The sequence below is a fragment of the Mucilaginibacter robiniae genome (genome assembly GCF_012849215.1).
Lineage (GTDB): Bacteria > Bacteroidota > Bacteroidia > Sphingobacteriales > Sphingobacteriaceae > Mucilaginibacter > Mucilaginibacter robiniae.
In genome coordinates, this window is the sequence record NZ_CP051682.1 from 3,680,756 (window position 1) to 3,707,048 (window position 26,293).

The window sequence follows — 26,293 nt, forward strand, 5'->3', positions numbered from 1 at the left end:
TGAATTAAAATCTGAATGAAATTTCCTGCTTATAAAATATGGTTATCAATACTGTTACTTGCAACTTTTGGGTTTGTACATGCGCAAGAAACCCAAAAAATGTATTTGTCAGGTATCGGTAGCGATCATACCGTAAATTGGCAGTTTTACTGCACGGCAGGCCAAAATTCAGGTAAATGGACTACCATACCCGTTCCATCAAATTGGGAGCTGCAAGGCTTCGGTAAATACAATTACGGTTTCAATAAAGATAGCGTAAAAGGTAAAGAACAAGGCTTATATAAATATAAGTTTAAAGTACCCGCCTCGTTTAAAAACAAAGTTGTGCAACTGGTTTTTGAAGGGGTAATGACGGATGTAGAAGTTAAAGTAAATGGCAAGCTTGCCGGACCAATACATCAAGGTTCTTACTACGCTTTTAAATACGATATCACATCACTCCTGAACCCAAGCGGTAGCAATCTGCTGGAAGCTACGGTTTCCAAACATTCAGCCAATACTTCTGTAAATGCAGCTGAACGCAAAGGCGATTTCTGGATATTCGGCGGTATATTCCGGCCAGTTTACCTGGAAGCTTTACCTCAACAGCACATAGCACGCATAGCAGTTGATGGTCAGGCTAACGGAAACTTCCAGGCACAAATTTACTTGAAAAACATTCAAGACGCGGGTTTTCTTTCTGCGCAGATTTACACTATTGACGGGCAAAAAGTAGGTTCGGCATTTAGTGCCAATATCAATAAAGCAGATACAGTAATTCAGTTGCAGAGCACCTTGTCTGCTCCGAAGCTATGGTCGTCAGAGTTTCCTAATCTTTACAAAGTCGAGTTTACTTTAAGTCAGAATGGCAAAACTATCCACACGGTAAGTAAACGTTTTGGCTTTCGTACTATTGAAGTACGTTCCAGAGATGGTGTGTATGTGAATGGGGTAAAGGTGAAATTTAAAGGTACTAATCGGCATTCTTTCTGGCCAACATCGGGCAGAGCTTTAAATAAAGGGGTCAGCATAATGGACGTGAACCTAATTAAGGAGATGAACATGAATGCTGTACGTATGTCGCACTATCCACCAGATGACCACTTTCTGGATGTATGTGACTCGTTAGGATTATACGTGTTGGATGAACTGGCTGGCTGGCATGGCCATTATGATACACCTACCGGAACACGGTTGCTTAAAGAAATGATGGTGCATGATGAAAATCATCCTTCTATTGTAATGTGGATTAACGGTAACGAAGGTGGCCATAATTACGAACTGGATCCGCTATTTCGCAAATGGGATTTGCAGCATCGCCCATTAATTCATGCCTGGGAAGCTTACGGCGGTTTTGACACACAGCATTATCGTGATTATAACTATGGTATTGGCAACTACATGCATGGGCATGATATTGTAATGCCAACTGAGTTTTTGCATGGCTTATATGATGGAGGTAATGGTGCAGGACTAGAAGACTATTGGGAAGCCATGTGGAATGATCCGCTTTCAGCCGGAGGCTTTTTGTGGGCTTATTTAGATGAGGGGGTGGTACGTACCGATAAAAACGGGGCGTTGGATACCGATAAAGATCATGGCCCTGATGGCGTTGTTGGCCCTTACCGGGAAAAAGAAGGAAGCTTTTTTACGATTAAAGAAGTATGGTCGCCGGTACATATTGAGCACCGGGAAATTACTTCAGCATTTGACGGTGTATTGCATCTGGAAAACCGTTATTACTTTACTAATCTGAACCAGTGTACCTTTAAAGGTAAGCTAACCAAGGTTACTGACCCTTATGGCAAAGTAACCCATGCAGAAACCAGTTTTAGTATAGCTTCTCCGGCTATAAGACCATTCGAAAAAGGCGATTTGAAATTGAATTTACCTGCCGATTGGAAAAACTATGATTTTCTGTATGTAACGGCAACCGACCCGCATAATCATGAGTTGTTTACCTGGAGCTGGCCGATTACGAAGCCCGAAAAGGTAGCCCGTAAATTAGTGGTGCAGGCTAATCCTAATACAATTACTATTCATGAAGCTGATTCGCTTTATAATATTACAGCGAACGGTATTAAGCTGACTATTAATAAAAATACAGGTATTCTGCGTCGGGTAGAGAATGCAAAAGGTGTTATCCCCTTCAACAATGGCCCTGTTTTGCAAGAAGGCGCAAATAACTTCAAGAACTTTACCCAAAAGTTTGAGGGCAAAAATCTGGTTATCGAATCTGCTTTCGACAAAAAGAATAGCTACAATACTTTGCAATGGACAATCTATCCATCCGGCTGGGTGAAAATGGAGGTGAGATATTTTCCTGGCGATTACCTGACCAATTTTGATGGGGTTAACTTCTCGTTTCCTGAAAAGCAGATGAAAGCCGTGCAATGGATGGGAAGTGGGCCATACCGGGTATGGAAAAACCGCATGAAGGGTACGCAATTAGGTGTTTGGAAGAAAGATTATAATAATACAGAAACCGGCGAATCATGGAACTATCCTGAGTTTAAAGGTTATCATGCCAATATGTATTGGTGCCGGTTCATTACACAAACGCAGCCGTTTACTGTAGTAGCGCAAGATGAAGATACTTTTTTCCGGTTGTTTACTCCTGCGTTTAAAGATGACCAGTGGCATAATTACCAGCTAATATTTCCATCTGGCGATATATCGTTTATGCAAGCCATTTCAGCTATTGGTACCAAAACACAAAGAGCAGAAACCACTGGCCCCATGGGTATGAAAAATATCTTTTATGATTATGAAAAAGAGCCAAAACGTGCTAAGATATTAACCATGTTTTTTGATTTTTCGGGTAGATAAGATGAAGCAGTTTGATAAAGCAAAATATACAGGTTGGATGATCATGCTGATCTTGGCTTGTATGATAATAGTAAGCCAAGGTATGGCAGCAGCTCCGGTACAATTGCAAAATCTGCGTTGCGAAATGCTGAACAACCCACAAGGGATTGATGCGGTACATCCACGCCTGAGCTGGCAAATTATGAGCAGTGAGCGTAATGTTCTTCAAACGGCTTATCAAATCATCGTTTCGTCTACACCAGAAAAATTAGCCGCTGGTCAAGGGGATTTGTGGGACTCTCACAAAACTCAATCCGGCGAATCCATAATGATTGATTATGCTGGCCAACCATTACTTAGCCGTAAAGCATGTTACTGGAAAGTGAAAGTTTGGACTACCACCGGCGAAAGCGATTGGAGTAAACCAGCCTACTGGAGCATGGGCCTACTGCATTCTGCCGATTGGAAAGCCAAGTGGATAGGGGCGGAGCATGGTTTTGCATGGGATAGTGTTTCTAAGTTTTCTCGTTTATCAGCCCGGTATTATCGTAAAGAATTTCAATCAGGAAGTACCATCAAGCGGGCTACAGCTTACATTATAGGTTTAGGCCATTATCAGTTATACGTTAATGGTAGCCAGATTGGCGATCAGGTATTGGCCGAAATGCCTACCGATTATACCAAGTCTGTTCAGTACAACACGTTTGATGTTACTGCTCAAGTAAAAAAAGGGAATAATGCCATTGCTGCTGTTTTAGGCAATGGTCGGTACTTCACCATGCGGCCTAAATACAAGCCTAAAAAAGTTAAAGAATTTGGTTTCCCTAAGCTGCTGTTGCAATTAGAGTTGGAATATACCAACGGAACTAAACAAATTATCACCAGTGATGCTAGCTGGAAAATGACTGCTGATGGACCCATTCGTAGCAATAATGAATACGATGGTGAAGAGTATAATGCTACCAAGGAGTTGGCAGGTTGGAATAAAGTTGGCTATAATGATCGGAACTGGTTAAAACCTGAAATTGTGCCTGCACCCGGTGGTGAACTGGTGGCACAAATGAGCGAGTACATTAAAGTTAACCAAACTTTAAAGCCTAAAAGTATTACCGAGCTTAAACCAGGTACCTACATTATGGACATGGGCCAGAACTTTTCTGGCTGGGTGCAAATGAAGGTAAAAGGTAAACGAGGTAATAAAGTTACTTTAAAATACGCCGAGACTTTACAGAAGGATGGTAGCCTGTACATCGCCAACCTGCGTGATGCTAAAGTTACCGATGTATATACAGTGAGGGGGCAAGGTACAGAAGTATGGCATCCCATATTTGTATTTCACGGGTTTCGATATGTGTCTATAACAGGTTACCCAGGCAAACCAGGTACAGATGATTTTGAGGGGCAAGTGGTTTATGATGCTTTGCCGAATACTGGCCATTTTGAAACTTCAAATGATATCATTAATCAGGTATATCATAATGCTTATTGGGGTATTTTAAGCAACTACAAAGGCATGCCGGTTGATTGTCCGCAACGTAATGAACGAATGCCTTGGCTGGGCGATCGTGCTACTGGGTCATTAGGAGAAAGCTTTGTGTTCGATAATGAAAAGCTGTATGCCAGTTGGCTGAACGATATTGAACAAGCACAAACTGCTGAAGGATCTATACCGGATGTTGCGCCAGCTTACTGGAATTACTACAGCGATAACATGACTTGGCCAGGAACATATCTGCTGATTGCCGATATGTTGTACAAGCAGTATGGCGATATGAAGCCTATAGAAGAGCATTATCCATCCATGAAAAAGTGGTTGAGTTATATGCAGGCTAAGTATGCCAAAAATTACATTATGACCAAAGACAAGTATGGCGATTGGTGCGTTCCACCCGAGTCTTTGGAATTGATACATGCAAAAGATAGTAATCGTACTACTAACGGCGAACTCATAGCTACGGCTTACTGGTACCGCATGTTGTTTTTAATGAAACGATTTGCCAAGCTGCTGAACAAACAGGATGATGCTAAAGAGTTTACCGCGCTATCAGCAAAAATCAGAGATGCATTTAATGCTAAGTTTTTTAATAAGCAAACACAGCAATATGATAATGGTACCGTAACTGCCAACTTGCTGCCGCTATATTTCGATATTACACCAGAGCCTGACCGTAAAGCAGTATTCAACAATATTGTAAAACGTGAAACTACAACCGACCAGGGGCATATTGCCACAGGCGTTATTGGTACGCAATGGCTAATGCGAGGCCTTACCGAATACGGCCGGCCTGATTTGGCTTACCAACTAGCCACCAATACTGATTACCCAAGTTGGGGTTACATGGCCCAGCATGGCGCTACTACCATTTGGGAATTATGGAACGGCGATACGGCCAACCCCAGCATGAACTCAGGCAACCATATCATGCTGTTGGGTGATTTAATTACCTGGTACTACCAAAACTTAGCTGCCATAAAAGTGGGCATTGACAAACCTGGCTTCAAACAGGTAATTATGAAGCCTACAATACCTGCCGGACTCAACTTTGTTAAAGCATCTTACCAGACTCCATATGGGCTGGTGAAAAGTGAGTGGGAAAAGAAGTCTAACCAATTCAACTGGCACATTACTATTCCGGCCAATTGTACAGCCTTAGTATCCATACCGGCAACATCTGCTGATGGAGTTAGCGAAGGTGGTAAAAAGGCCAATGCTACTACCGGATTAAAGTTTATCAAGCAGGATGGTCAAATGGCTATGTTTGAGGCTGGCTCTGGCAGCTATGATTTTAAATCAGATTTAACAGGATTAGAAACTAAATAACTGTAACGTTATGAGAAAATATTTAAAAACATCAATTCTGCTGTTCGGATTAGCAGCAACATCATCTGTAAGTTATAGCCAAACTACAACAGCTTCGTCAGAAAATGTACCTGTAATGAGTGCAGAAGCTAAGGCTAAATCAGATCAGGAAGTGGATCAGAAAGCAGCTGAGTGGGTAACTTCATTAAACTTAAATAACGCTCAAAAGGAAGCAGCCGTAAAATCAGTTGTTGCTACACACCTAAAAGCTATTCGCAATTACAACAATGAGCATCCATATACCTTGGTGCCTGCCGGCATCAATCCGGTTACAGGAAAGTCTTTAAGCACGTTAGACCGTCAGATTATAGCGGTTTCAGCTATGCCAAAATCTATTCATGAAAACCTGATGAATGGTTTGCACCAAAACTTAACGGATGCTCAGGTGGAAGCAATATTGGACAAATACACCATTGGTAAAGTGGAATTTACCTTAAATGGTTATAAATCTATTGTACCTAACCTTACCCCAACAGAAGAGTCTGTTATTTTAACTAATCTGAAGCAAGCTCGCGAACAAGCAGTAGATTTCAAGAACATGAAGCAGATATCAGCCATTTTTGAAATCTACAAAACCAAAAACGAAGAGTACCTGAATACCCATGGCCGCAACTGGCATGAAATGTTCAAAGCTTATGTAGATGCCGCAAAAGCTAAAAAAGCTGCTGATGCTAAAGCTGCGAAATCTTCTCAAAAGTAATTAACCATGAAAAAGAAGCCTTTATATATACAAAAAGCAGTTCCGGTAGTATTATTATGGGCTGCTATGCTGGGTGTTGGTCGGGCGCAAACAACCAATAATCCGTGGCGACAGGGTATAGTTACCGATGAGTTTATTTACGAAAAAGCGCCTTACCGGGAATGCCATGCTTCAACAGTAGTGCAAACACCGAAAGGCTTGGTAGCCTCATGGTTTGGGGGCACGAAAGAACGTAACCCGGATGTATGTATATGGGTAAGCCGTCAGGTAAACGGCAAATGGACCGAAGGCGTTAATGTAGCTAATGGCATTCAGAATGATACTTTACGCTATCCCTGCTGGAATCCGGTTTTGTATCAAGTACCACATGGTGAACTGATTTTATTTTATAAAATTGGACCTAAGCCATCTGCATGGAAAGGATTCTATAAAACTTCAAAAGACAACGGCCTAACCTGGTCGGCTCAGCAGGCTTTGCCTGAAGGAGTTATAGGTCCGGTTAAAAATAAACCAGTCTTGTTAAGCAATGGTACCTTGATTAGCCCAAGCAGCACAGAAGGTGAAGGCGGAACCAATATTCACTTTGAGCTAAGCCGGGATTTTGGTAAAACCTGGCAGATCGTGAACGTACCGGAACCTGATAAAAGTTTTAGCGCCATTCAGCCAAGTGTTTTATTGCATAAAGACGGTCGTTTGCAGGCATTATGCCGCAGTAAAGTACAAGCTATACTACAAACATGGTCCTCTGATAATGGTAAAACCTGGTCGCCGCTCGAAAAAACTTCCATGCCTAATAACAACTCGGGCGATGATGCTGTAACTTTAAAAGATGGTCGTCAACTACTGGTATATAATCATGTTTTGCCTCCCGGAAAGTTGGCAAAAGGAGCACGCACGCCGCTTAATATAGCCGTATCTAAAGATGGCATACACTGGTATGCCTCACTGGTGCTGGAAGATTCGCCTATTAGCCAGTATTCCTATCCGGCTGTAATACAAACCAGCGATGGTATGGTACACGTAGTTTACACTTGGCGCAGACAACGTATTAAACACGTAGTAGTCAACCCCGCCAAATTGAAAATGGTAGAAATAAAAGATGGCAAGTGGCCTGAGGTAGATGGATATAAATTCCCGGAAGTAAAAGGAGATACTAAAGATTTGTAAGTAGGATGAGGGTGCGTGTAGATAAGATAATACTGTTTTTAGGATTGCTGCTGTTAATAGGCTCAGCAAAGGCTCAGCAAAACAATTCAGATAATGAATACAAGAAGCCACTGAAAGAAGTACTGGCGGATATTGAAAGCCGCTTTCATGTCAAAATCAAGTATTCGGAAGATATGGTGAAAGACCGGTGGGTAACTTATGCCGACTGGCGCATACGCCCAACAGTTGATGAAACCTTGGCAACCGTACTTGCACCATTGGATATGAAAGTCAATGCAGAAGGCGAAAAAACTTACAAACTCAAATACTATGAGTATTCACGCCTTACACCCGAACAAGGACGCGAGAAATTAGCTTATTTATCCTCCTTTTACCATGATCAGGCCAGTTGGGAAAAACGCAAAGCTATACTCAAACCCTGTATGCTACAGGCGCTGCAATTATCGCCTTTGCCATCTAAACCTGTTTCAAAACCTATTATCACCAACAAGCGGGTAATGGATGGATATAGTATTGAAAATATTGCCATTGAAACGCTACCTGGTTTATACGTAAGTGGGTCGTTGTACAAGCCTATAAAGTTTAAAGGAAAAATACCGGTTTTTCTGTGCCCGGACGGGCATTTTGGCAATGGCCGTTATCGTGCTGATGAGCAGTACCGCTGCGCTACACTAGCCCGCATGGGCGCAATGGCTATCAGTTATGATTTATTTGCCTGGGGCGAATCTTTACTGCAATTTAAAGGACAAGATCATCGGCGTAGTTTAGCCATGACCATACAAGCTTTAAACAGCTTCCGCATACTGGATTACCTGCTGAGCTTAAAAGAGGCTGACCCTAATCGGGTAGCTATTACCGGCGCTTCGGGTGGTGGCAGCCATACTATGCTCATGACTGCCTTAGATGATCGGATTAAACTGAGTGTTCCAGTAGTTATGTTGTCCAGCTACTTTTCTGGCGGTTGTCCTTGCGAAAGCGGTCAGCCGGTACACCTGTGCGGCGGTGGTACGAATAATGATGAAATCGCTGCTATGGCAGCACCGCGTCCACAATTGGTTATATCTGATGGTGGCGACTGGTCCACTAATGTGCCCGACACCGATTTGCCTTACTTGCAAAAGATTTATGGCTACTATGGTAAACAAGAATTAGTAGCTAATGCACATTTCCCGAAAGAAGGGCATGATTACGGCAAATCTAAACGGTTGGCTATGTATGATTTCGTGGCTAAATATTTTCGTCTCAACATCAATGCGGTAAAAGGAGCTGATGGTAAAGTAGATGAATCAAAAGTAACTATCGAGAAATTTCCGGCTATGTATGTGTTTGGCGCCCAAGGTGAAAACCTGCCTGCTAATGCTATACATGGTTTTGAGCAGTTGCAAAAAGTATTTGCACAAGCCACCCAAAGTCAAACCAAATAAGCATTTAATTATGAAAACAGATAAACCTTCATCACATCCTTATAGCCGAAGAGCATTTTTAGGTACAACAGCCGTACTTACCGCTGGTCTGTTGTTACCTCGAAAAGAAAGCTGGGCATCGGTATTTGCTAAACCCGCAAAAGGGCAGCGGTACAAAGTGGCCGTGGTAGATTTAATGATACTGAAACGTCAGAAATTGGGCGCCTTGCAGCTAACCAAAGATATAGGTGCAGATGGCGTAGAGGTGGACATGGGAGGCTTAGGTAATCGACCAACTTTTGATAACCAGTTGGCTAAGCCAGAGGTACGTCAACAGTTTTTGGATAAAGCCAAAGAACTAAATCTGGAAATATGCTCACTGGGCCTGACTGGTTTCTTCTCACAATCATTTGCCAAGCGTGAAGGAATTGAACAAACCATGCAAGATGCCATTGATACGGCAAAAGCCATGAATGTTAAAATGCTATTTTTACCCTTAGGCGTAAATAGTGACATCGGTAAAAATCCGGAGCTGCGGCCTGCGGTGGTGGAACGTTTGAAAGCGGTAGCTCCCAAGGCAGAAGAGGCAGGTGTAATTATCGGTATTGAAACTTCACTAAGCGCGACTGATGAGGTGAAGTTGTTAGATGAAGTGGGTTCGCACGCCATTCAAAGCTATTTCAACTTTGCCAACGCGCTTGATAATGGCCGGGATGTGAGCGAAGAACTGAAAACGTTAGGTAAAAAACGTATCTGTCAAATACATTGCACCGATACAGATGGTGTTTGGTTGCAGAACGATCCGAAAATTGATATGAAAAAGGTCAGGAAAACACTTGATAAAATGAAGTGGAACGGCTGGCTGGTTATTGAACGGTCCCGTGATGCCAAAGACCCACGAAATGTAAAATGGAACTTTAGCGCCAATACAGCTTACGTAAAATCAATCTTTCAGTCGTAAAATAGTAGTTTAAATGAGGAGAGCTTTAGTGAAATGGTTATATATACTATTGGGCTGTTTACCCTTAAACTTGCTGGCAGCAGAGATATGGGTATCGCCTACAGGTGCCGACAGTAATGCAGGTACGCCAAATCAACCTAAAGCTACTTTGGCTGCTGCCCTGCGCCAAGCCCGCGAATTACGTAGGCTAAATGATCCATCTATAAAAGATGGTATTCATATTATTTTAACTGGTGGGTTGTATGCACTAACAGAGCCCGTGTTTATTCGCCCGGAAGATTCAGGTACTGCAGCATCACCTACCTATATTGAATCAGCGCCTAATCAGCAGCCGGTAATTAGCGGAGGTGTACAAATCAGCAACTGGAAAAAGCTGAACACTCGTCTTGATGGCTTGCCTGCAAAAGCGAAAAGCAAAGTTTGGGTAGCCGACATTCCTGATTATAATGGCTGGCCTTTGCGCTTCAGACAGCTTTGGGTAAACGACATCAAGGCAACAAGAGCGCGCGAAGTGGATAATGATACCCTCATGAGCCGCATACTGGCAGTAGATAAGCAAAAGCAGGAAATGTGGATACCTAAACCATCCACCAAAATACCAGCTACTGCAGGACAGATGGAAATGGTTATCCACCAGATGTGGGCTATTGCCAACCTAAGAGTAAAGACTATAACACCTGAAGATAATAAGTTAAAGTTAACCTTCCATCAGCCGGAAAGCCGTATTCAGTTTGAGCATCCTTGGCCGGCAGCGGTGATTGATGATAAGCACAAAATGAATGGCAATTCTGCATTTTATCTTACCAATGCTATCGAGTTTTTAAATAAGCCAGGCGAATGGTATGCCGATTACAACACCCATAAGTTATATTACTGGCCTAAGCAGAATGAAAACCTAGCTACCGCTAAAGTGATGGTGCCTGCACTGGAAAAGTTAGTACAAGTATGCGGAAGTGTCGATAAACCGGTAAGTTATGTTTACTTTAAAGGGGTTAACTTTCAATATGCCACCTGGATGCGCCCCTCACAACAAGGAAACGTACCACACCAAGCGGGTATGTATATGCTAGATGCCTACAAGTTAAAAGTTCCGGGTACACCCGAAAAGAAAGGCTTAGAGAACCAAGCCTGGGTAGGTAGGCCGGCAGCAGCTGTGGAAGTGGCTTATGCTAATCATATCAATTTTGAACGGTGCTGTTTTGAACACTTGGCTTCAACCGGATTGGACTTTCAACGAGGTACGCATGATGATGAAGTACAGGGTAATTTGTTTGAAGATATAGGAGGTACAGGGTTATTGGTGGGCGTGTTTTCCGATGAATCTTTCGAAGTGCATTTGCCTTACAATCCTACCGATCAGCGAGAGGTTTGTACCAATGAGCACATTACAAACAATTTAGTTACCGATGTAACTAATGAAGACTGGGGCTGTGTGGGTATTGGTGCCGGATATGTTAAGAATATCAATATTGAACATAATGAGGTTTGTGAAGTATCCTACACCGGCATCAGTGTGGGGTGGGGGTGGACCAAGCTGATTAATGCTATGAGTAATAATCATATTACGGCTAATAAAGTGCACCATTATGCTAAACACATGTATGATGTAGCAGGTATCTATACTTTATCGGCTCAGCCTGGTTCAAGCATCACTCAAAATTATGTAGATAATATCTATAAAGTGCCTTACGCGCACGATCCTCATCATTGGTTTTATTTGTATTGCGATGAAGGCTCATCTTATTTTACAGTGAAAGATAATTGGTGCCCTGCCGAGAAATTTTTGAGAAACGCCAACGGACCCAACAACGTTTGGGAAAACAATGGCCCGATGGTAGCCACTGATATTAAAAACACAGCAGGGTTGGAGGCTAATTATAAATACTTGTTGCCTTACAAGCAGGTTAATCCAGAACACTTGCTAATCAATCAAGCTGAAATCAAAAACTAAATGGTATGCAGTGCTCATTACATCACATATATAATATAAAAATAGGTTTACCAGTCAGAACATCAATGCTTGTATGGTTCTTGCTGCTTGGGCGAGTAATACCTGGTTATGCTAATACCTCATCACCCGCAATTATTGAAGTGGTGAAAGAAAAGCAATCAGCCTTAAATGCTGGTAAGCTGGAAGTAGTATGCAAAAAATACCATATCTTGAACAGTGCTATTTACCAGTGGAAGAATCATTGGGTAATTTACAGTAGCCTAAGCAATGTAAATGCATTACGCCGTCAGCTAGCAGCACAATATCCGCGTGTTACAGTTAAAACTTACCAACATCCATTTTACAATTTTGAACGGAAGCATTGTAGCAGTATAACGGTTGCTAAACAATGGGATAATATCATTTTGACTGCTAACCTAGTGAAGAATACAAAGTTGCAACAAGAATATTTGAACTATCACGCTACGCAATTCAAAAAATGGCCTATGGTAGCACAGGGTTTTTGTAACGCCGGTTTTCAGCAGCTTCAGGTGTTCAAGAATGGCCGGCAGTTGATGTTGGTTATCAGCATTCCTAAAGGTGCCAGTTTGGATAATTTGAACCTAAAAACTACCGAACATAATCCGCAAATGGTAAAATGGAATACTATCATGAAAAAGTATCAGGAAGGAATATCTGGTACACAGCCAGGCGAAGTTTGGGTGTTTTTTAAACCATTAAGTTAAGTTTACTACAATTATTTGAAAAGCATATGTTGAAATTAGGAATATTAGGTTTGAGTGAAGGGCGTAGCACCATGTCGGCTGCGTTGCAAAGCTCAAAGTATGAGTTAAAACTAGCTTGCGATCTTAATACAGAGCTTTGTGAGCATCGTGCCAAAGAGTTTGATTTTCATCATTTCACAACTAATTATCAGGATTTACTTGATGATACTAAAATAGATGTAATTGCTATCTATACGCCCGATCATTTACATGCCAAGCATGTTAAGCAAGCACTGGAAGCTGGCAAGCATGTAATTTGTACCAAACCGTTTATTGATGATTTAAGCAAAGCTCAAGAACTGATAAACCTATCTGAAAAAACGGGCAAAAAAATATTTGTAGGCCAAAGCTCTCGCTTTTTTGAACCTGCTAAAAGGCAACATGCCGATTTTGAAGCTGGACAAATTGGCGAACTGATTACAATTGAAGCGCACTACCATGCCGATCATCGCTGGTTTCTGGAAAAACCTTGGGCATTAGAGTCTGCATTTAAATGGTTATATGGTGGCTTAAGTCACCCGGTTGATTTTATACGTTGGTACCTGCCCGATGTTGAAGAGGTAATGGGTTATGGTATGATTAGCAGTAACGGTAAAAATGCCGGTTTAAAAAACGAAGATACCATGCACTTTATTTTTAAAGCTGCTGATGGCCGTATAGCTCGCGTAAGTGGCGCTTATACCGGGCCCATACAGCCGGCACAGCGGGATAGTGGCATGACTGTTATTCTCAGAGGTACTGAAGGCGCATCACAAGCTGATTACCACGAATTGCGTTACGCTATTACCGACAAAACAGGTGAAGAAAAAATTGTTTACTGGGGAGATAAAGTGATGAAACATTACTTCCGGTTTGAAGGACAAAGCCATCACGCCGGCGAGTACCAGAATTATCTGGAGTACTTTGCAGATTGTTTGGAAAGTAATCAAACCGCTTATCCTGATGTAAAGGAAGGCGTAGGCACTGTTGCCCTGTTGATGGCTATGGATAAAACATTGCAAACCGGTTTGCCGGTTAAGGTGGCTGATATCTTATCCGCTTACAATCTGTCGGCAACCGAACTTAAATCTTAATTTACAACCTACATCTATGCACAATATCATTGAGCGTTTAACCCTCTTAGATTATGCTACCGTTGCAGCTTATATAATTATATTAGCTATAATCGGGTATAAGGCAAGTTTATCTAACCGTAACCAAGCCGATCAAACCTTGTTTCTGGCTCACAAATCATTAGGGTGGGCTAGTATAGGCTTTAACATGTGGGGAACCAACGTGGGGCCGTCCATGCTGTTGGCTTTTGCCAGTATTGGGTATAGTACAGGAGTAGTAGCTGTTAATTTTGATTGGTATGCCTTTGTATTCCTGATGCTGCTGGCTATGGTATTTGCGCCACGTTACCTGGTTGCTCAGGTAACTACCATGCCAGAATTTATGGGCAACCGTTATGGTGATTCTACCCACAATGTACTGGCTTGGTATGCACTCATAAAAATCTTGATATCTTGGCTTTCACTAGGATTGTTTGCTGGCGGCTTTTTGGTACGGCAAATATTGGGCATTCCGATGTGGGAATCCGTCATAGCTTTGGTCTCATTCGGTGGAATATTGGCCTACTCTGGCGGCCTGAATACTATAGCTAAGGTGAATGTTTTTCAAATGATATTGCTGATAGCTGTTTCTTTAACATTAACGATTTTAGGTATCAATAAAGTAGGCGGATTATCAGCAGTCTATCACAAAGTACCGCATGAGTATTGGAACCTGATCCATCCGGCTAGCGATAAAAAATATCCGTGGTATGCCATCCTGTTGGGCTATCCGGTAGCCGCTGTAGCTTTCTTTTGTACAGATCAATCGATGGTGCAATCCGTTTTAGGTGCTAAAAATCTGGAACAAGGGCAGTTGGGTATCAATTTTATCGGCTGGCTTAAAATACTTTCATTGCCTTTATTTATTCTTACTGGCATCTTGTGCTATATTCTATTTCCTCATCTGAAAGATCCGGCTGAGGCTTACATGACTATGGTTACTAACCTTTTCCCTTCCGGTATGAACGGGTTAGTAATTGTCGTATTAGTAGCTGTACTGGTAGGCACTATAGGGTCTTCTTTAAACTCTCTGAGCACCGTGTTTACGATGGATGTTTATGCTAAAAAGATAAACCCCAATGCTACTAACCAGGATGTTATACGAGTAGGACGAATTACGGTTATCGTAGGCTGCCTTTTAGCAGTTATTATGGCGTTGGCTATTGATAGTATAAAAGGGTTGAACCTGTTTGATGTTTTTCAATCGGTTCTAGGGTTTATTGCTCCTCCTTTATCCGTAGTATTTTTACTAACTGTGTTTTGGAAACGTACTACTCGCAAGGCTGTAAACTTAGTCTTATCGGTAGGTTCGGCATTGAGCTTAGGTACAGGCATCGTGTATTTGTGGGTTTTACCATCTGATCGGTATAGTTTCTGGCCACATTACCTGATATTGTCTTTCCTGATCTTTATTTTTCTGCTGATTGCCGCAGTAATGATTTCCTTGTTAGATAGTTCGCCTGAAGTTTACCGGCCGCAAGATAACCAAGTAATTAGCTTGCCTAAAACTACCTTACGGGTGAAGGTAGCATGGGTAGTGTTAACAATAGTAATGATAGGTTTATACCTGATTTTTAATGGACATTGATAATGAAGAAAACTACTATAATCCCCAAAAGAAAACTTAATGTAAGTACTAGTCGATTAAAGAAAATACTACCTGATACACTTATCAGGTTTTCCTGTTTTTTTAGCATCGTAATTACATTAAGCACTTTATTGTCTTCTTTCTCTATGTCTGCTCATGCGCAAACCAAAGCCACCTGGATATGGTATCCTGGTGATTATGAAATATGGCTGAGTAACAAAATGCAAAACCGCCGCACAGACCGGGGTTCGTTTTTACCACCTTTATGGAAGTTGGACAGCCATTATGTACTGGTAGATTTTCATAAAGATTTTGAACTGGCAGCACCGGAAGAAGCATTGATTGCTATTGAAGGGCAATACAATGTCCGGATAGATGGTAAAGCTGTATCCGGCTATCCGAAGAGTGTAACCTTACCTTCTGGCAAGCACCGTATCAATATCAAAATTTATAATCAAGGTAACGTGCCTGCTCTTTTTGTGAAAAGTGCTCATGTAGTATCCGATAGCTCTTGGCAGGCCACTTTTGAAGATAAGGAATGGATTGATGCCTCTGGTAAAACATCCGATTTATCAGCAACGGTATATGTACCTGCAGGTAGCTGGAACTTTAATGAATCTACAGTACTGCCTTCAGCCTTCCATCTGCCCACCGAGCCTATGAAGGCTGTTAGCAAAGAGAAGAAAGCACATTCAATTATGGTTGATTTTGGTAAAGAAACCTTCGGCTATGTGAAGTTACATGATGTAAAAGGTAAAGGCCATATTACGCTGTATTATGGCGAATCGCCAGAAGAGGCCAGAGCTACAGAAACCTGTGAACTGCTGGACAGGATTGAAGTGAGCAATCAGCAAAATGCAGATATAACACTGGAAGGCTCGCGGGCCTTCCGGTATGTGAATATACAGTATGATGATAATGTAAGTGTAGATGATGTGTCTATGCTGTATGAATATTCGCCGGTTGAGCAAAGGGGCAGTTTCCGGTGTTCTGACGATCAGATTAACAAGATATGGGATATTGCAGCCTATACCTTGCACCTGAATACGCGCGAGTTTTTTATTGATGGTATTAAACGCGACCGTTGGGTATGGTCGGGTGATGCGGCGCAAAGCTACCTGATGAACTACTATTTGTATTTCGATTCGCCTACCGTTAAGCGTACTATTACGGCTTTGCGGGGAAAAGATCCGGTAACCAGTCATACCAATACTATCATGGATTATACTTTTTACTGGTTCATTAGTATTTATGATTATTACCAACACACAGGCGACAAAGCTTTCATCAGGCAAACTTACCCACGTATGCAAACGATGATGAATTACTGTTTAGGCCGTCGTGATAAAGATGGTTTGATGGAGGGTTTACCCGGCGACTGGGTATTTATTGACTGGGCAGATGGCTTGAGTAAAAAGGGTGAAGTAAGCTTTGAGCAACTATTGTTCTGCCGTAGTTTGGAAAGCATGGCTTTATGTGCCAATTTGATGCATGATGGCAAGAATGCGGCTATGTACAATACCTTAGCCAAAAGTTTAAAAGCAAAGTTATTTTCTTACTACTGGAACCCTCAAAAACATGCCTTTGTACACAGTAGAATCAATGGCAAACCTACTGCTAACGTGACGCGCTATGCCAATATGTTCGCCATATTTTTCAATTACCTAACCGATGCACAAAAGCAGGGGGTAAAGAAATATGTATTGTTGAATGATAACATACAAAAAATTACTACGCCTTACATGCAGTTTTACGAACTGGAAGCCCTATGCGCCATGAACGAGCAATCGTATGTACTGCAGCGCATGAAAGATTATTGGGGCGGTATGTTGAATTTAGGCGCTACCACTTTCTGGGAAGAGTACAATCCGGCAGTAAAAGGAACTGATATTTACGCCATGTATGGCCGGCCATTTGGTAAAAGTTTATGTCATGCTTGGGGAGCCAGCCCTATTTATTTATTAGGCAAGTATTACCTGGGCGTAAAACCTACAGCGCCAGGTTATCAGCAATATACAATTGAACCGCAATTAGGTGGCTTGCAGTGGATGGAAGGTATAGTGCCTACACCTAACGGTAATATCAAAGTTCATTGCAGCGGCCGGCAAATTCAGGTTAGTGCCGATAGTGGTACAGGTACCCTGCGCTTTAAAAGCAAAACGCAACCGGTTTGTAACGAAGCAACTATTAAATCAGCAGCTAATGGTTTTTACGAGTTAACCATACAAAAAGGTAAAAGCTATACCGTTAATTACACCGCTGCTTAATTGAACACGATATTGATGAAACAAATAACCTACTTTATAGCAGCCTTACTTTTACCTACCAGCTTGTTTGCACAGTTGGTAGATAAAACACCTGCTGCTGTACCCAATGCACCAGCTATTTACCAGAACGATCCTTGGGAAGATCCTTCCATATTTGGAGTTAATCGAGATGCGGCACGAGCAACAGCTTATTCTTACCGTAACATACAAGATGCTGCTGTTAACGATCGTGAGAAATCAGGACGTATGTTATCACTAAATGGCGAATGGGATTTTGCGTTCGCCGAAAAGCCGGCTGATGCACCAACTGATTTTTATAAAAATAAGGTAAGCGGCTGGAAGAAAATACCAGTACCATCCAGCATGGAAATGCAAGGTTACGGTAAGCCTATTTACAAAAGTGCTGTTTATCCGTTCCGGCCTGTTAATCCGCCGCATGTACCGCAAGATTATAACGGAGTAGGTAGCTTTCAGCGTACGTTTACTTTGCCTGAAAGCTGGAAAGATATGAACATCACGCTGCATTTTGGCGGGGTGAGTTCTGGCTTTAAAGTATGGCTCAATGGTAAGTTTTTGGGCTATGGAGAAGATAGTTTTCTGCCATCAGAATTTAATATAACGCCTTACCTGCAAGCTGGTGAAAATGTACTCTCGGTACAAGTTATTCGTTGGAGCGATGGCTACTTTTTAGAAGACCAGGACCAGTGGCGTTTAAGCGGTATACACCGGGAAGTGATGTTACTGGCCGAACCTAAATTGCGAATAGCGGATTTCTTTTATCAAACTAAATTAGACAAGCAATATCAAGATGCGGTATTAAGTATTCGCCCGCGTATTGAAAACCTGACAGGCAAACCTATAGCAGGCTATCAGCTTAAAGCGCAGTTGTTTGATAAACATAATAAAGCTGTATTCGAAAAACCTTTACAACGCAGTGTAGAAAGCATTATTAATGAAATCTACCCGAGGCTAGACAACGTGAAATTTGGCTTATTAGAAGCTAAAGTGAAAAATCCGGACAAGTGGAGCGATGAGGCTCCCAACTTGTACACTTTAACCTTATCGCTAGAAGATAGTACCGGCCATGTGTTGGAGGTAAAAAGCTGCCACGTGGGTTTTCGTAGTATTGAGTTTTCCAAAACAGATAGTAAGCTGCTTATTAATGGTAAAGTCACCTATTTATACGGTGTAAACCGGCCCGATCATGACCCGGTGAAAGGTAAAGCTTTGTCGCGTGAAGATATCTTGAATGATGTACGTACCATTAAGCGTTTCAACTTTAACTGTATTCGCACCAGCCATTATCCAATGGATCCTTACCTGTACGACCTGTGTGATGAATACGGCATTTTAGTCATTGATGAAGCTAACCTGGAAACGCACGGTTTAGGCTCGAAATTAAGTAACGACCCGATGTGGACAGGCGCCTACTTAGCCCGCGCTACTCGTATGGTGATGCGCGACAAGAACCATCCAAGTGTTATCATCTGGAGTTTAGGTAATGAAGCTGGTCGTGGCCCGAACCATGCAGCTATGGCCGAGTGGATACATGATTTTGATATTACCCGCCCTGTACACTATGAGCCTGCTCAGGGTACACCACAAGCTGAGGGATATATTGATCCAACAGACCCACGTTATCCTAAAACTAACGATCACTCGCATCGTTTGCAAAATCCGATCGATCAGCCTTATGTAGATATTGTGAGCCGCATGTATCCCGGTTTATATACAGCACCATTGTTGGCCAATCAGCCTAATGGTGATCATCGGCCTATATTTTTTGTAGAGTATTCCCATGCTATGGGCAATTCGAATGGTAACCTGAAGGAGTTTTGGGATCAATGGCGTTCTACGCCACGTATTATTGGCGGGGCTATCTGGGAATATAAAGATCAAGGTTTATTGAAAAAAGACTCATCAGGTACGCCGTTTTATGCTTATGGGGGTGACTATGGTGAAAAATACTATGATGATTTTACCATAAAAGGCATTGTTGCTGCTGATGGCCGTCCGAAAGCAGCGATTTACGAATGCAAACACGTATTTCAGCCAGCCGTTTGTAACCTGGTAGATGCTCGTAAAGGATTAATCCACATCAAGAACTGGCATGCGGTAGAGAACTTAAACCAATATACCGTAATGTTGCAAGTACGTGAGGATGGCAAAGTTATATTGAAAAAAGAATTGCCACGTATAAACCTAGCTGCCGGTCATGATACAACAATAAACATATCTGGTTATCTGCCGGCACAAAAAACAGGTAGCGAGTACTTAGCTGATATACACTTTTCGCTATCTCAAGATGAACCATGGGCGCCAAAGGGATATGAAATTGCCGCCGATCAGTTTGCGCTAACCGGATTGCTAATAACAAAAAATGCAGCTAAGAATTTTACGGCTGCTACTTTGCAGAATAATGAAGTTGGCTATGTTGTGACAGGAAAAAACTTTAAAGTAACCATTAACAAAACTAATGGAGCTTTAACTTCTTACGTTCAAAACAATCAGGAGCAAATCAAAGCGCCGTTCTTGCCTCATTTTACCCGCCCACTTACCGATAATGACCGGCGAGGCTGGAAAGCTAATAAAAAACTTAAACCTTGGTATAATGCTGATTTAAAATTGCAGAATATCAACGCTGTTCAATCTCAAAGAGGTATGGTGGTAATTACCAGTACTTATACTCTGATTCATGATAGTGTTACTGTTAAAGTGAACTATTCTGTAAATGGCGATGGAGTAGTGAAAGTAGATTATAGTTTATTGCCCAAATCTGGATTACCTGATCTGCCGAAAGTAGGCATGCAGGCCGGTATCAAACGTAGTTATGATCAGATTACCTGGTATGGTCGTGGCCCAATGGAAAACTACATTGACCGGCGTACTGGCTTTGAAGCCGGAATATACAGCCTGCCTATTAACCAGTTTATGGAACCTTATGTAGTGCCTCAAGAAAACGGAAACCGTACTGATGTACGTTGGATGTATCTGGCAGATAAAAATGCTGATGGTTTATTGGTTGTTGCAGATAGTTTGCTGAGCATGAGTGCTTGGCCATATACCGAAAAAAATATACAAACTGCTAAACACACCAACAAGCTGGTTGATGCGGGCTACCTAACATTGAACGTGGATTTGGTACAAATGGGTTTAGGTGGTAATGATAGCTGGTCGGAAGTGGCAGCGCCGTTGAGTGAGTATCAGATACCACCACAGCCGTATCATTACAGTTTTTATTTATTGCCATGTAAAGTTCAGCCGGGTGCTATCGGTAAACTAGCAAAAACCATTAAAAGCAGCGAGTAAGGTATATGAAGAAGAAACTTTTAATACTAGTAACTTATTGCTGCATTAATCATACTGTTACGGATAGCTTTGCACAGGTACGTAAAAGCACTGTTAAAAAAGATGATTTAGAAACAGTGTTTAGCCACCCGCCCGAAGAGGCTAAGCCTTGGGTATTTTGGTACTGGATGCAAGCCAGCGTAACCGAAGCCGGCATCACGGCCGATTTGGAAGCGATGAAGCAGGCTGGTATTGGTGGGGCGTATTTAATGCCTATAAAAGGAGTAGCTAATCCGCCATTCCTTACGCCACCTGTAGAGCAATTAACTCCACAATGGTGGCACATGGTTCGTTATACTTTTAAAGAAGCCGACCGTTTAGGCTTAAAGCTGGCTATGCATGATTGTGATGGTTTTGCTTTGGCTGGTGGCCCCTGGATAACGCCAGAGTTATCTATGCAAAAAGTGGTATGGACAAAAACTTTGGTAAAAGGAGGACAGGTTTTTAATGATACTTTAGCTAAACTTGAAAGCTATAAAGGTTACTATCGTGACATTGCTGTATTTGCTTATCCATCACCACAAGGTTCAGGTATCTCAACCCAAAACAATACTCCTAAAGTAACCACCAGCTTACCTGAGCAGGATGTACAGTATTTAGTGGAACCCGGTAATAAGAAAAACTTTTCATCTGCCGATTCCTGCTGGATACAATTAGCTTTTGATCAGCCTTTTACTTGCCGTTCGTTGATTATACATACCAACGCGAGTAATTACCAGTCTGAACGGTTGTTATTGCAGGTAAGTGATGATGGTAGAAGTTTCCGTACCGTACAACGGCTTGAACCGCCCCGGCATGGCTGGCAAGATGGTGATTTTGATATTACGCATGAAATACTACCCACAACAGCCCGGTATTTTCGGTTTGTTTATAACAAGGAAGGTTCTGAACCTGGCGCAGAAGATTTAGATTTTGCTAAGTGGAAGCCTTCTTTAAAGCTATCAGGAATAGAACTTTCAGCCGAGCCTCGCATTCATCAGTTTGAAGGTAAAAACGGTGAAGTATGGCGTATTAGTACACGTACAACGCCACAGCAAGTACCTGATGATTTGTGCATTCCTAAGAATAAGATTATCAATATTACAGACAAACTTGATGCACAAGGGCGCTTGCACTGGAATGCGCCAGCCGGTAACTGGACTATACTGCGTATAGGGCATACCTCAACAGGGCATACTAATGCTACCGGAGGGAAAGGCAGCGGTTTAGAATGTGATAAGTTTAATACGGAAGCCATCAAGCTACAGTTTGATCGTTGGTTTGGCGAAGCTATACGTCAAGCTGGGCCAGAATTAGCTAAACGAGTATTGAAGATATTCCATGTGGATAGTTGGGAGTGCGGTAGCCAAAATTGGTCGGCAGAGTTTGCGCAAGAATTTAAACAACGCAGAGGATATGATTTAATGCCTTACTTACCAGTAATGGCTGGCATACCAGTACAAAGCGCACAAAAATCAGAACAGGTGCTGGCTGATGTTCGGCAAACCATTGCTGAGTTGGTAGTTGATAAATTTTATGGTACAATGAGTAAACTGGCTCATGAAAAGGGTTGCACTTTTAGCGGTGAAAGTGTAGCCCCAACCATGACTAGTGATGGTATGCTGCATTACAGCCAGATAGATATTCCGATGGGGGAATTTTGGTTGCGTAGCCCAACACACGACAAGCCTAACGATTTGCTCGATGCCATTTCAGGTGGGCATATATATGGAAAAAACATTATTCAGGCAGAAGCTTTTACTGAGTTGCGAACCATGTGGGATGAGCACCCGGCGATGATTAAAGCCTTAGCCGACCGTAACTTTGCAGCAGGTATCAACCGATATGTTTTCCACGTAAATGTTCATAACCCTTGGCTGACCCGAAAACCCGGTATGACCTTGGATGGCATAGGTCTGTTTTTTCAACGAGACCAAACCTGGTGGAAACCCGGCCATGCCTGGGTAGAGTATGTACAACGCTGCCAATCGCTTTTGCAATTAGGCCGTCCAGTAACAGACATTGCCGTATTTACCGGCGAAGAAACACCTAGAAGAGCTATACTGCCCGATAGATTAGTACCCGTACTACCCGGTTTATTTGGTTCAGCCAGAGTAGAAAGTGAAAAGCTACGGTTAGCCAACAAAGGTACACCTTTACGCACTATGCCCATTGGCGTAACCAGTGGCGCTAACATGACCGATCCTGACCAATGGGTTAACCCACTGCATGGATATGCTTATGATTCGTTTAACCTGGATGCTTTGGTAAGTTTATCAAAAGTAAATCATGGCCGTATCGAGTTGCCTGGAGGAGCCAGCTATAAAGTGCTGGTTGTACCTGGTTCCCGGCGTATGGACCCTAACGGGAATCATTTGTCGGCAGCAACTTTGCAACGTTTACAGGAGTTAGTAGCTCAAGGGGCTACGTTGATTGTTAATCCTGAAATACCCATTAAACAAACCGGATCAGGACGCGTTATTGCTGCCCCTTATTTACAAGCAGATTTGAAAAGTGCAGGTGTTGACCGGGATGTTGTTTTTAAAAATTCATCGGATCTGAATGCTGAAGATATTGCCTGGACGCATCGTATATCGCCTGGGTTCGACATCTATTTTATAGCTAATTCATTGAACGAACAGCGTACAATCAACCTCTCGCTGCGGGTTGCAGGTCGTGTGCCTGAACTATTTGATCCTGTAGCGGGTACAACGAGGCCAGCAACCAGTTGGCAAATACAAAACGGACGAACTATGCTGCCGTTAACTTTGGCGCCGAATGGCTCCCTGTTTGTTGTTTTTAGAAAAGCTGCTACGCTGAATAAAAGCCAGTCTGCTAGTAATAATCAAATGGTAAGTAAGCCTCTGCAAACATTAACTCCAAATTGGCAAGTAACTTTTGATGCACAGTTGGGCGGCCCGAAAACACCGGTAACCTTTACAAATTTGCAGGACTGGTCACACCGATCAGAACCTGGCATTAAGTATTATTCAGGCACAGCAACTTACCAGCAAAGCTTTATCTGGAATGGTAAAAAGCAGAATGATGTGTGGCTGAATTTGGGTACGGTTAATAATTTGGCGGAAGTATATGTAAATGGTGTACCCTGCGGTGTAGCCTGGACGGCACCTTACCGGGTCAATGTAGGTAAAGCTTTACATACAGGGCTTAACCAGATTAAAATTGAAGTGACTAATACCTGGGCTAACCGGCTAATGGGCGATCATGCTTTACCGGCTGAACAGCAAATTACCTGGACTAACGCACCTTATCGTTTAGAAGGTAAACCATTGCTGCCAGCAGGTTTACTAGGCCCGGTAGTGCTTGAAGAGGTAAATTATTAATAATCTATTTAAAACAGTATATTTATAAATTATGGCAAGAATAGGTTGGATGTTGGGTGTTGGATTATTGCTCGGGAGTTTTCATCAGGCAACTGCTCAAAATAAGGCTTTAGTAAATACAGCTGCAAGTCCGTATGCTAAGCTGAGTAGTTTGAATATGGGTGATGTAAACTGGACCAAAGGCTTTTGGGCTGACCGGTTTCAGGTATGTAAGGATACCATGATTCCTAATTTGTGGAAGATTTATACGGATCCTAAAATAGGGCATGCCTACCAGAATTTTGAAATTGCGGCAGGTTTAGAGGATGGGGATCATGAAGGCCCTCCGTTTCAAGACGGCGATTTTTATAAATTGCTGGAAGCAATGGCCCGTATGTACAGTACTACACACAATCCTAAGCTGAATGCTTTGATGGATCGTACCATTACACTGATTGCAAAAGCACAGCGGCCTGATGGGTATATATTTACGCCAACACTGATTGAACAGCGTAACCATCCTGATAAAGCAAAATCTTTTGCCGATCGTCTGAACTTTGAAACCTATAACTTAGGTCACCTCATGACGGCGGCTTGTGTGCATTACCGGACTACGGGTAAAACTACGTTATTAAACATAGCTATCAAAGCAACGGATTACTTATACAAGTTCTACAAAACGGCTTCGCCGGAGTTGGCGCGTAATGCCATCTGTCCTTCCCATTACATGGGTGTGGTAGAGATGTATCGGACTACCCATAACCCTAAGTATTTAGAGCTATCTGAAAAGTTGATCGACATACGTGGTTTGATGACGGAAGGTACTGATGATAATCAGGACCGTATTCCTTTTCGGCAACAAACGCAGGCAATGGGGCATGCTGTAAGAGCAAATTACTTGTTTGCTGGGGCTGCTGATGTGTACATGGAGAGCGGTGATACTACACTGATGCATACGCTTAACCTCATGTGGAACGATGTAGTAAACCGTAAAATGTATATAACAGGCGGTTGCGGTGCCTTGTACGATGGGGTATCACCCGATGGTACTGAGTACGAGATGAAAAACGTGCAGCAGGTACACCAGGCTTATGGGCGTGATTATCAACTGCCCAACTTTACTGCTCACAATGAAACCTGCGCTAACATTGGCAACGTGCTTTGGAATTGGCGTATGTTGCAAGCTACCGGTAAAGCGCAGTATGCTGACGTAATGGAACTGGCCTTATATAACAGTGTACTATCGGGCATCAGCCTGAATGGTAAAAACTTTTTATATACTAACCCATTAAGCTTTTCAGATAATTTACCATTCAGTCAGCGATGGTCAAAAGATAGGATAGGGTATATTGCACTATCCAACTGTTGTCCGCCTAATGTGGTACGTACTATTTCGGAGGTAAGTGATTATACTTACAGCACATCCGATAAAGGCTTGTGGTTTAACTTGTATGGTGGTAATACTTTAAACACGCAGTTAAAAGATGGCTCAACACTGAAGTTAAGCGAAGAAACTGAATACCCTTGGAATGGCAATATACAAATCAAGGTTAGCCAGGCACCTGATAAAGCTTTTTCTATGTTTTTCCGTATTCCGGGTTGGTGTTCTGGAGCAAGTTTGAAAGTAAACGGGCAAGTGGTAAATACTTCCCTCGCTTCAGGTACTTATGCCGAAGTAAACCGTAACTGGAAAGCTGGAGACAAGGTAGAACTCGACTTGCCTATGCCTGTCAAACTAATGGAAGCTAACCCGCTGGTAGAAGAAACCCGGAACCAGGTAGCCGTAAAGCGTGGCCCGGTAGTTTACTGTCTGGAGTCGGTTGATTTGCCTAAAGATCAGAAAGTGTTTAATATTACTTTACCGGTGAAGAATAACTTAAAGCCAGAGATGATAACGATTGATAATAGCCCTGTCATGAGCTTAACCGGAAAGGCTAACGTTAAAAAAGAGAACAATTGGCAAAATCAACTTTATCGTGAAGTATCAACGCATGAAGGTGAAGTAGGAGTCCGTTTGGTTCCATATTATGCGTGGGGGAACCGTGGGCATGTGGATATGGAAACATGGATACCTATGGATCATTAAAGCAAGAACGTTTTAATT

At 42.4% G+C, this 26,293-nt stretch carries 14 protein-coding genes; all 14 read left to right on the plus strand.

The features are described from left to right. Window positions 1-15 precede the first annotated feature (15 nt). The 14 genes from HH214_RS16150 to HH214_RS16215 all read left to right on the plus strand — a co-directional run bounded on the left by HH214_RS16150 (window position 16) and on the right by HH214_RS16215 (window position 26,275). On the plus strand, window positions 16-2,808 hold the full coding sequence (locus tag HH214_RS16150) for a glycoside hydrolase family 2 protein (RefSeq protein ID WP_169609343.1): 2,793 nt from the start codon (window positions 16-18) through the stop codon (window positions 2,806-2,808). A gap of 1 nt (window position 2,809) precedes the next feature. After that, entirely contained in the window at window positions 2,810-5,608 is a 2,799-nt protein-coding gene (locus HH214_RS16155; protein WP_248282124.1) for an alpha-L-rhamnosidase, read from the plus strand. Between the two features lie 10 nt (window positions 5,609-5,618). Further along, window positions 5,619-6,347 (plus strand): DUF3826 domain-containing protein, encoded by a 729-nt coding sequence (locus HH214_RS16160; protein ID WP_169609345.1) that lies wholly within the window; start codon window positions 5,619-5,621, stop codon window positions 6,345-6,347. A gap of 6 nt (window positions 6,348-6,353) precedes the next feature. Next, a complete protein-coding gene (locus HH214_RS16165) occupies window positions 6,354-7,514 on the plus strand; it encodes a sialidase family protein (protein ID WP_169609347.1) in 1,161 nt (386 codons plus the stop codon). Between the two features lie 5 nt (window positions 7,515-7,519). Then, a complete protein-coding gene (locus HH214_RS16170; RefSeq protein WP_169609349.1) occupies window positions 7,520-8,938 on the plus strand; it encodes an alpha/beta hydrolase family protein in 1,419 nt (472 codons plus the stop codon). A gap of 10 nt (window positions 8,939-8,948) precedes the next feature. Next, window positions 8,949-9,878, plus strand: coding sequence for a sugar phosphate isomerase/epimerase family protein (locus HH214_RS16175; RefSeq protein WP_169609351.1), 930 nt, complete (start codon window positions 8,949-8,951; stop codon window positions 9,876-9,878). A gap of 13 nt (window positions 9,879-9,891) precedes the next feature. Continuing rightward, window positions 9,892-11,829, plus strand: a complete 1,938-nt coding sequence (locus tag HH214_RS16180) for a right-handed parallel beta-helix repeat-containing protein (protein ID WP_169609353.1) — start codon at window positions 9,892-9,894, stop codon at window positions 11,827-11,829. Between the two features lie 65 nt (window positions 11,830-11,894). After that, entirely contained in the window at window positions 11,895-12,554 is a 660-nt protein-coding gene (locus HH214_RS16185; protein WP_248282125.1) for an L-rhamnose mutarotase, read from the plus strand. 26 nt (window positions 12,555-12,580) lie between these two features. Further along, complete coding sequence (locus HH214_RS16190; protein ID WP_169609356.1) at window positions 12,581-13,666, plus strand: Gfo/Idh/MocA family protein; 1,086 nt, start codon at window positions 12,581-12,583, stop codon at window positions 13,664-13,666. A gap of 16 nt (window positions 13,667-13,682) precedes the next feature. Further along, complete coding sequence (locus tag HH214_RS16195; protein ID WP_169609357.1) at window positions 13,683-15,272, plus strand: sodium:solute symporter family transporter; 1,590 nt, start codon at window positions 13,683-13,685, stop codon at window positions 15,270-15,272. Between the two features lie 146 nt (window positions 15,273-15,418). Beyond that, window positions 15,419-17,539: an alpha-L-rhamnosidase-related protein gene (locus HH214_RS16200; RefSeq protein ID WP_169609358.1), complete on the plus strand. Its 2,121-nt coding sequence runs from the start codon at window positions 15,419-15,421 to the stop codon at window positions 17,537-17,539. A gap of 15 nt (window positions 17,540-17,554) precedes the next feature. Next, window positions 17,555-20,848 carry a glycoside hydrolase family 2 TIM barrel-domain containing protein gene (locus HH214_RS16205; protein ID WP_169609359.1) on the plus strand — a complete coding sequence of 1,098 codons (3,294 nt, stop codon included), beginning with the start codon at window positions 17,555-17,557 and terminating at the stop codon, window positions 20,846-20,848. A gap of 5 nt (window positions 20,849-20,853) precedes the next feature. Continuing rightward, window positions 20,854-24,210, plus strand: coding sequence for a glycosyl hydrolase (locus HH214_RS16210; RefSeq protein ID WP_169609360.1), 3,357 nt, complete (start codon window positions 20,854-20,856; stop codon window positions 24,208-24,210). 31 nt (window positions 24,211-24,241) lie between these two features. Next, window positions 24,242-26,275 carry an aceric acid hydrolase gene (locus HH214_RS16215; protein WP_169609361.1) on the plus strand — a complete coding sequence of 678 codons (2,034 nt, stop codon included), beginning with the start codon at window positions 24,242-24,244 and terminating at the stop codon, window positions 26,273-26,275. The last annotated feature ends 18 nt before the right edge of the window (window positions 26,276-26,293 follow it).

Bases quoted from the DNA above. Each gene is read 5' to 3' on its own strand.
- HH214_RS16150 (WP_169609343.1), top strand. From the start codon at position 16: ATGAAATTTCCTGCTTATAAAATATGGTTATCAATACTGTTACTTGCA.
- HH214_RS16195 (WP_169609357.1), top strand. From the start codon at position 13,683: ATGCACAATATCATTGAGCGTTTAACCCTCTTAGATTATGCTACCGTT.
- HH214_RS16200 (WP_169609358.1), top strand. From the start codon at position 15,419: ATGTCTGCTCATGCGCAAACCAAAGCCACCTGGATATGGTATCCTGGT.
- HH214_RS16175 (WP_169609351.1), top strand. From the start codon at position 8,949: ATGAAAACAGATAAACCTTCATCACATCCTTATAGCCGAAGAGCATTT.
- HH214_RS16210 (WP_169609360.1), top strand. From the start codon at position 20,854: ATGAAGAAGAAACTTTTAATACTAGTAACTTATTGCTGCATTAATCAT.
- HH214_RS16160 (WP_169609345.1), top strand. From the start codon at position 5,619: ATGAGAAAATATTTAAAAACATCAATTCTGCTGTTCGGATTAGCAGCA.
- HH214_RS16180 (WP_169609353.1), top strand. From the start codon at position 9,892: ATGAGGAGAGCTTTAGTGAAATGGTTATATATACTATTGGGCTGTTTA.
- HH214_RS16190 (WP_169609356.1), top strand. From the start codon at position 12,581: ATGTTGAAATTAGGAATATTAGGTTTGAGTGAAGGGCGTAGCACCATG.
- HH214_RS16170 (WP_169609349.1), top strand. From the start codon at position 7,520: ATGAGGGTGCGTGTAGATAAGATAATACTGTTTTTAGGATTGCTGCTG.
- HH214_RS16185 (WP_248282125.1), top strand. From the start codon at position 11,895: ATGCTTGTATGGTTCTTGCTGCTTGGGCGAGTAATACCTGGTTATGCT.
- HH214_RS16205 (WP_169609359.1), top strand. From the start codon at position 17,555: ATGAAACAAATAACCTACTTTATAGCAGCCTTACTTTTACCTACCAGC.
- HH214_RS16215 (WP_169609361.1), top strand. From the start codon at position 24,242: ATGGCAAGAATAGGTTGGATGTTGGGTGTTGGATTATTGCTCGGGAGT.
- HH214_RS16155 (WP_248282124.1), top strand. From the start codon at position 2,810: ATGAAGCAGTTTGATAAAGCAAAATATACAGGTTGGATGATCATGCTG.
- HH214_RS16165 (WP_169609347.1), top strand. From the start codon at position 6,354: ATGAAAAAGAAGCCTTTATATATACAAAAAGCAGTTCCGGTAGTATTA.